Source organism: Actinospica durhamensis (assembly GCF_018139695.1).
GTDB lineage: Bacteria > Actinomycetota > Actinomycetes > Streptomycetales > Catenulisporaceae > Actinospica > Actinospica durhamensis.
The window spans coordinates 1-396 of record NZ_JAGSOG010000862.1; the positions used below are offsets into that span (position 1 = coordinate 1).

A 396-nucleotide genomic window follows, 5' to 3' on the forward strand; every position below is an offset into this window, starting at 1 on the left:
AACATATCCTTATTGGTACATCAGATGCGTCGCTTATTCGTTTTAAAGAAAGTGACGTACGTGCGATGAGTCGTATCGCTTCTGGTGTAAGAGGCATAAGACTTCGCGATGATGATGAAGTTGTTGGTTTAGGTGTCGCGGATGAAGATAGTGAAGATGAAGTACTAGTTGTTACTGAAAAAGGTTACGGTAAACGTACATCAGTAAGTGAATACCGCGTTTCAAATCGTGGCGGAATGGGTGTTAAAACAGCGAAACTAACGGAACGTAATGGACAACTCATCAGCATTGGTACAGTGTCTGGTGATGAGGATATCATGGTCGTTACAAATCATGGTGTTATTATCCGTATGGAAGTTCAAGATATCTCTAAAAATGGCCGTATGACTCAAGGGG

At 41.7% G+C, this 396-nt stretch carries 1 protein-coding gene; it reads left to right on the plus strand.

Going from position 1 to position 396, the window contains the following annotated elements; all coding sequences use genetic code 11:
* Positions 1–396: DNA gyrase C-terminal beta-propeller domain-containing protein (locus KDL01_RS47365; protein ID WP_281415880.1), on the plus strand; the 396-nt coding region annotated here is incomplete at both ends.